Below are 5659 nucleotides of genomic sequence, written 5' to 3' on the forward strand. Positions count from 1 at the left end.
TGTGAGAGTAGGTCATCGTCAGGCGCCTAATGCCTAAAAACCCCCGACAGCGAAGCTGCCGGGGGTTTTTTATTTCTGGTTCCGGAGAAGTGATATACTTCACCGAAAATCAAAGCAACGTTTCTGATGGGAGCCCAGCAATGGCCGCAAGCGAACACCTGGTCATTTTCGATACCACTCTGCGCGATGGCGAGCAAAGCCCGGGCGCCACCATGAACAAGGCGGAAAAACTCCGCATTGCCAAGGCGCTCGAGAAGCTTCGCGTAGACGTTATCGAGGCGGGGTTTGCCATTGCCAGCCAGGGCGACTTTGATGCAGTCAAGGCCATTGCCGAGAACATCAAAGAATCCACTGTCTGCAGTCTGGCTCGTGCTTTGGACAAGGATATCGACAGGGCTGCTGAAGCGATCCGCCCTGCCGAACGCTCCCGTATCCATACCTTTATTGCCACCTCGCCCATCCATATGAAGCATAAACTTCAGATGGAGCCAGATGAGGTGGTCGAGCAAGCCGTGCGCGCTGTCAAGCGGGCGCGTAGCCACGTTGATGACGTCGAGTTCTCCTGTGAAGACGCCGGGCGGTCAGAGCTGGATTTTCTTTGTCGCATCATTGAAGCCGCTATCGATGCCGGCGCCCGTACCATCAACATCCCTGATACCGTGGGCTATGCCATTCCTGAACAGTTTGGTGAGACCATCCATCAGTTACTGAACCGTATCCCGAATGCCGACAAGGCCGTGTTTTCAGTCCATTGCCATAACGACCTGGGCCTTGCGGTAGCCAACTCGCTGGCTGCGGTTGCCCACGGTGCCCGTCAGGTCGAATGTACTATCAATGGTCTGGGCGAACGTGCTGGTAACGCAGCGCTGGAAGAAATTGTCATGGCGGTTCGTACCCGCCAGGATCTCTTCAATATTGATACCCGCATAGATACCCAGCATATCGTCCCGGCATCACGTCTGGTGTCCACCATTACCGGGTTTCCTGTTCAACCCAACAAGGCGATCGTCGGTGCCAATGCCTTTGCCCATGAGTCCGGCATCCATCAGGATGGCGTGCTCAAGCATCGTGAAACCTACGAGATCATGCGGGCACAGGACGTAGGCTGGCATACCAATAGCCTGGTTTTAGGTAAGCATTCCGGCCGCAATGCCTTCCGTACGAGACTGCTGGAACTTGGTATCCAGTTTGAAACCGAAGGGGAGCTAAATGAGGCCTTCACGCGCTTCAAGGCGCTGGCCGACCTCAAGCATGAGATCTTTGATGAGGATCTGCAGGCGATTGCCAGCGATACCAAGCAAAAGGAAGAAGAAGGCCGCTTCGGTCTGGTCTGCATGCAGGTCTGTTCTGAAACCGGCGTTGTGCCCAAGGCGCATCTGACCATGACGGTGGATGGTAAAGAACACACGGTAGAGGCTGAGGGCAGCGGTCCTGTAGACGCAACTTTCAAGGCCATTGAATCTCTGGTGGATTCCGGGTGTAACCTGCAGCTGTATTCGGTCAACAATATTACCAGCGGCACTGATGCTCAGGGGGAAGTCACCGTTCGTCTTGAGCGGGGCGGCCGTATTGTGAACGGCGTTGGATCAGATACCGACATCATTATTGCGTCGGCGAAGGCCTACATTGAGGCTCTGAACCTGATTTCCAGTGGCGGTATTCGCCAACATCCCCAGGTGGCTGATGTTTAAAGCGCCCGAAGGATTGCCATGGAGGGATTCGTGATAGGGAATGAGGCGGAGCGGCAGTTCTATCTGGCGGCGGCAGGCATTCGGATGTGGTATGCCCGCGAGAGTTTGCCTGGCGCGGCGCCAAGCCCCGACTTTGATTTCGGAGTGGATGACGAGCCGCAATTCCAGCCCGCGTCGGAGGTGCCTCAGATTGGGCGCAAATCTGAGCCGCTGTCAGGGGACCAGGGGCGGCAGCGCATTGCTCAGCTCCAGAGCCTGATGGGCAACAAGCCTGAATCCGTGCAGAAGGCGGACAGCGCTGGGCAACAGGCCGCGGACCCAGTGAAAGCTCCACCGGCCACCGAGCCTCGGTCTGAAACTCCAGACATGGAGCCAGAGGCTTCCCTGCCGGCCTCGGAGCCAGTAGAAGTGCAGCAGCGGGAGCCAGTGCACCGGGTGTGTCTGACTGCCTGGAAAGGCTCCCGGTTCATGCTCTTGTGCCATATTGCCGAGGACGCCAGTTTTGCCTTGCAGGAAAATCTGGCTCGTAACATATTGCGAAGCATTGGAGAGACCGGGGTGTCTCAATGCAGTGTAGTGCGCTGGCCCTTGTTCAATAACCTGAAAGTGACGCTCAACAGTGAAAGCGATCTTGTCTCAGTCATAGCCTCTGCTTTTGCTGGCGACGCCCCGACAGAAACGCTAATAACGCTGGGGCTTGGCGACGAAACTCAGGCACGGTTGATCGAGCGTGGCCTGGGGCGGGTGCCGGAGATTGCGTTTTCCGGCACGCTCGCATCACTGGCATCAGACCCCTCCCAGAAGCGGCTGCTCTGGCAATCGATTCGGGTTCTCGTACCTGGCCGATGAAAGCATCACAGCCTTTTTTCGACGTGCACAACCAGGATGTCCGGGTACGCCCTCTGGTCGAGGCAGACCTGGCGGCGGTCATGGAGCTGGAGTGTCAGGGACACTCCCATCCGTGGCCGAAATCGACTTTTCTTGACTGTTTTAAGCCGAATTACAGGCTCTGGGCCGCTGAGCGTGGCGATGAGCTGATTGGCTATGCGGTTGTGGCCTATATGGTCGACGAAGCCCATCTGCTGAATATCTGCGTCAGTCCCCGTGTGCGTGGTCAGGGTGTCGGGCGCTGGCTGCTACGGCATCTGATCGCTGTCGCGGTGTCGGATGGTATGGAACAACTGATTCTGGAAGTGCGGGTTAGCAATGATGCCGCCACCCAGCTCTATCTGAGCGAGGGTTTCTCTGAAATCGGCAGAAGGGCCGGCTATTATCCCGATGGCGCTGCACGGGAAGATGCCCTGGTCATGGCGCTGCGGTTCACCTGAGGACGGTATAGGCCGTATAATGCTCGGCTTTCATCCATCTCGATTCAGGTCACCAGAGTTTATGCCTAACCTTTCCCAGGAAGTGGCCAAGCGCCGCACCTTTGCGATCATCTCGCACCCGGATGCCGGTAAGACCACCATCACAGAGAAGGTGCTGTTGTTCGGCCAGGCCCTGCAGAAGGCGGGAACCGTCAAGGGCAAAAAATCCGGACAGCACGCCAAGTCTGACTGGATGGAGATGGAAAAAGAACGGGGTATTTCCGTCACCACGTCGGTGATGCAATTTCCCTATGGTGGAAAGCTGGTCAACCTGCTGGATACACCGGGGCACGAAGATTTCTCCGAGGATACCTATCGGACACTGACCGCCGTCGACTCCTGTCTGATGGTGATTGACAGTGCCAAAGGGGTTGAGGAGCGCACCATCAAGCTGATGGAGGTGACCCGCCTGCGTGACACCCCGATCCTTACCTTTATGAACAAGCTGGACCGGGATACCAGGGACCCCATCGAGTTGATGGACGAAGTGGAAGACGTACTGAAGATTGCCTGTGCGCCGATTACCTGGCCCATCGGTATGGGCAAGGGGTTCAAGGGTGTTTACCACCTGCTGCGGGATGAAGTGATTCTCTATCAGTCAGGCCAGGGGCATACCATTCAGGAAAAACGTGTAGTCAAAGGTCTGGACAACCCGGAGCTGGATGACGCCATCGGCAATTACGCTTCCGATCTTCGTGATGAGATCGAGCTGGTCAAAGGGGCTTCCCACGAATTTGACCAGGAGGCTTTCCTGGCTGGTGAGCTGACCCCGGTGTTTTTCGGAACAGCGCTTGGCAACTTCGGTGTTGATCACATGCTTGATGGTCTGGTGGATTGGGCGCCGGCCCCTCAGCCCCGGGCCACGGATGTGCGCCAGGTGACCCCGACCGAGGATGGCTTTTCCGGCTTTGTCTTCAAGATTCAGGCAAACATGGATCCACAGCACCGGGACCGTATCGCTTTCCTGAGGATCGTGTCAGGTAGTTACAATCAAGGCATGAAAGCTCGGCACGTCCGTATCGGTAAAGATGTTCGGTTCTCTGATGCGCTCACCTTCATGGCTGGTGACCGTGAACATGCGGAAGAAGCGTTTGCCGGTGACATCATTGGCCTGCATAACCACGGCACCATTCAGTTGGGTGATACCTTTACCGCGGGCGAGGACATGAAGTTTACCGGTATCCCGAACTTCGCCCCAGAGCTGTTCCGGCGCATTCGATTGAAAGATCCGCTGAAAGCCAAGCAATTACAGAAGGGCCTGATCCAGCTTTCCGAGGAGGGTGCAGTTCAGGTCTTCCGTCCGCTGAAGAACAACGATCTGATCGTCGGGGCGGTGGGTGTGCTGCAGTTTGATGTAGTTGTCGCCCGCCTGAAAAGTGAATACAAGGTGGAAGCGGTTTACGAGCCCATCAACGTGGCAACTGCCCGTTGGGTAACCTGTTCCGATGAGCGTAAACTGGACGAATTCCAGCGTAAGAATCAGGACAACGTCGCACTGGATGGCGCAGATCGCCTTGCGTACATCGCGCCGACCATGGTGAACCTGAATCTTGCTCAGGAGCGTTATCCGGATATCCAGTTCCACAAGACCCGGGAGCACTGATTCGGCTCCGGGAGGAGGCCGCCATGCAGTTGGTAGATGCTCATTGCCATTTTGATTTCCCGTTTTTTGACGGGCATCGGGAGGCGGTGTTGGCACAGGCGGCCAGCCTTGGAGTTCGCGCGATCGTGATTCCGGGGGTCCGGCGGCAGGACTGGCAGCGTGTGGCGAGCATGGCAGATGCAGAGAAGGGTCTCTGGTACTGTCTGGGTATTCACCCCTGGTTTATTCAGGAGCACGGCGCTGGCGATCTCGCCGAGCTTGAAAGGTTGCTGTCTTCCGCGCCCCAAGCCAGTGTTGGCCTTGGAGAGTGTGGTCTGGACGCCCTCAAAGGCGATCTGTCTGAGCAGGAACCCTGGTTCGAGGCCCAGATTGATATTGCCCAGCGGCTCGGTCTGGCGCTGGTGATTCACTCCGTCAAGAGCCATGATCTGGTGCACAGTAGTCTGAAACGCGCCGGATGGAACGGGCGGGCATTGCTTCACGGCTTCTCGGGCAGTTATCAGCAGGCGCAAAAGCTGGTTGATCTGGGTTGTTACATTGGCGTGGGCGGCGTGATTACCCACGATCGGGCCCGGAAAACCCGGGATACCATTGCCCGGTTACCGGCGGATGCGCTGGTCCTGGAAACCGATGCGCCGGATATGGCGCCGGCCGGAGTGGCGAAAGGGCAGAACTCACCTGTCCACTTGCCGGAGATTTTCGAGGCCCTGGCGGAACTGCGGAGTGAGCCCCGGGAGTCGCTGGCTGAAATACTGTTGGCCAATACCGCGAAGCTCTACCGGAAAGATCCGCTAACTCTGGTTCCACGCCCATAGGGGATTAACGAAACAGCATAGGTCGGGGTTGGCATTCACCAGGGGTTCGAGTATACTTCGCGCCCTGGCTTTTCAAGGCGATGTCATTATCTCAGCCCCGAATGATGGCAGCGCAACATACAGGTATGAACCTCCTCCGGATGCCTTGCATGTACCGGTGGTGGTTTTTAACGTTTCTTATAT

5 protein-coding genes are annotated in these 5659 nt (G+C 56.8%); all 5 read left to right on the forward strand.

The window, feature by feature from the left end; all coding sequences use genetic code 11:
• Positions 1-140: 140 nt before the first annotated feature.
• The 5 genes from B3Y70_RS02335 (at position 141) to B3Y70_RS02355 (ending at position 5476) form a co-directional block, all read left to right on the forward strand.
• On the forward strand, positions 141-1691 hold the full coding sequence (locus B3Y70_RS02335) for a 2-isopropylmalate synthase (protein WP_113879807.1): 1551 nt from the start codon (positions 141-143) through the stop codon (positions 1689-1691).
• Between the two features lie 30 nt (positions 1692-1721).
• Positions 1722-2540 (forward strand): hypothetical protein, encoded by an 819-nt coding sequence (locus B3Y70_RS02340; protein WP_278350333.1) that lies wholly within the window; start codon positions 1722-1724, stop codon positions 2538-2540.
• Positions 2537-3019 (forward strand): ribosomal protein S18-alanine N-acetyltransferase, encoded by a 483-nt coding sequence (gene rimI / locus B3Y70_RS02345; protein WP_199452093.1) that lies wholly within the window; start codon positions 2537-2539, stop codon positions 3017-3019. The genes B3Y70_RS02340 and rimI overlap by 4 nt, the downstream gene beginning before the upstream one ends.
• Positions 3020-3080: 61 nt before the next feature.
• Positions 3081-4661 carry a peptide chain release factor 3 gene (gene prfC / locus B3Y70_RS02350; protein WP_014420619.1) on the forward strand — a complete coding sequence of 527 codons (1581 nt, stop codon included), beginning with the start codon at positions 3081-3083 and terminating at the stop codon, positions 4659-4661.
• 23 nt (positions 4662-4684) lie between these two features.
• On the forward strand, positions 4685-5476 hold the full coding sequence (locus B3Y70_RS02355) for a TatD family hydrolase (protein WP_153740845.1): 792 nt from the start codon (positions 4685-4687) through the stop codon (positions 5474-5476).
• The last annotated feature ends 183 nt before the right edge of the window (positions 5477-5659 follow it).

It is taken from the genome of Marinobacter sp. UBA5687, from assembly GCF_002420325.1.
Classification (GTDB): domain Bacteria; phylum Pseudomonadota; class Gammaproteobacteria; order Pseudomonadales; family Oleiphilaceae; genus Marinobacter; species Marinobacter nauticus.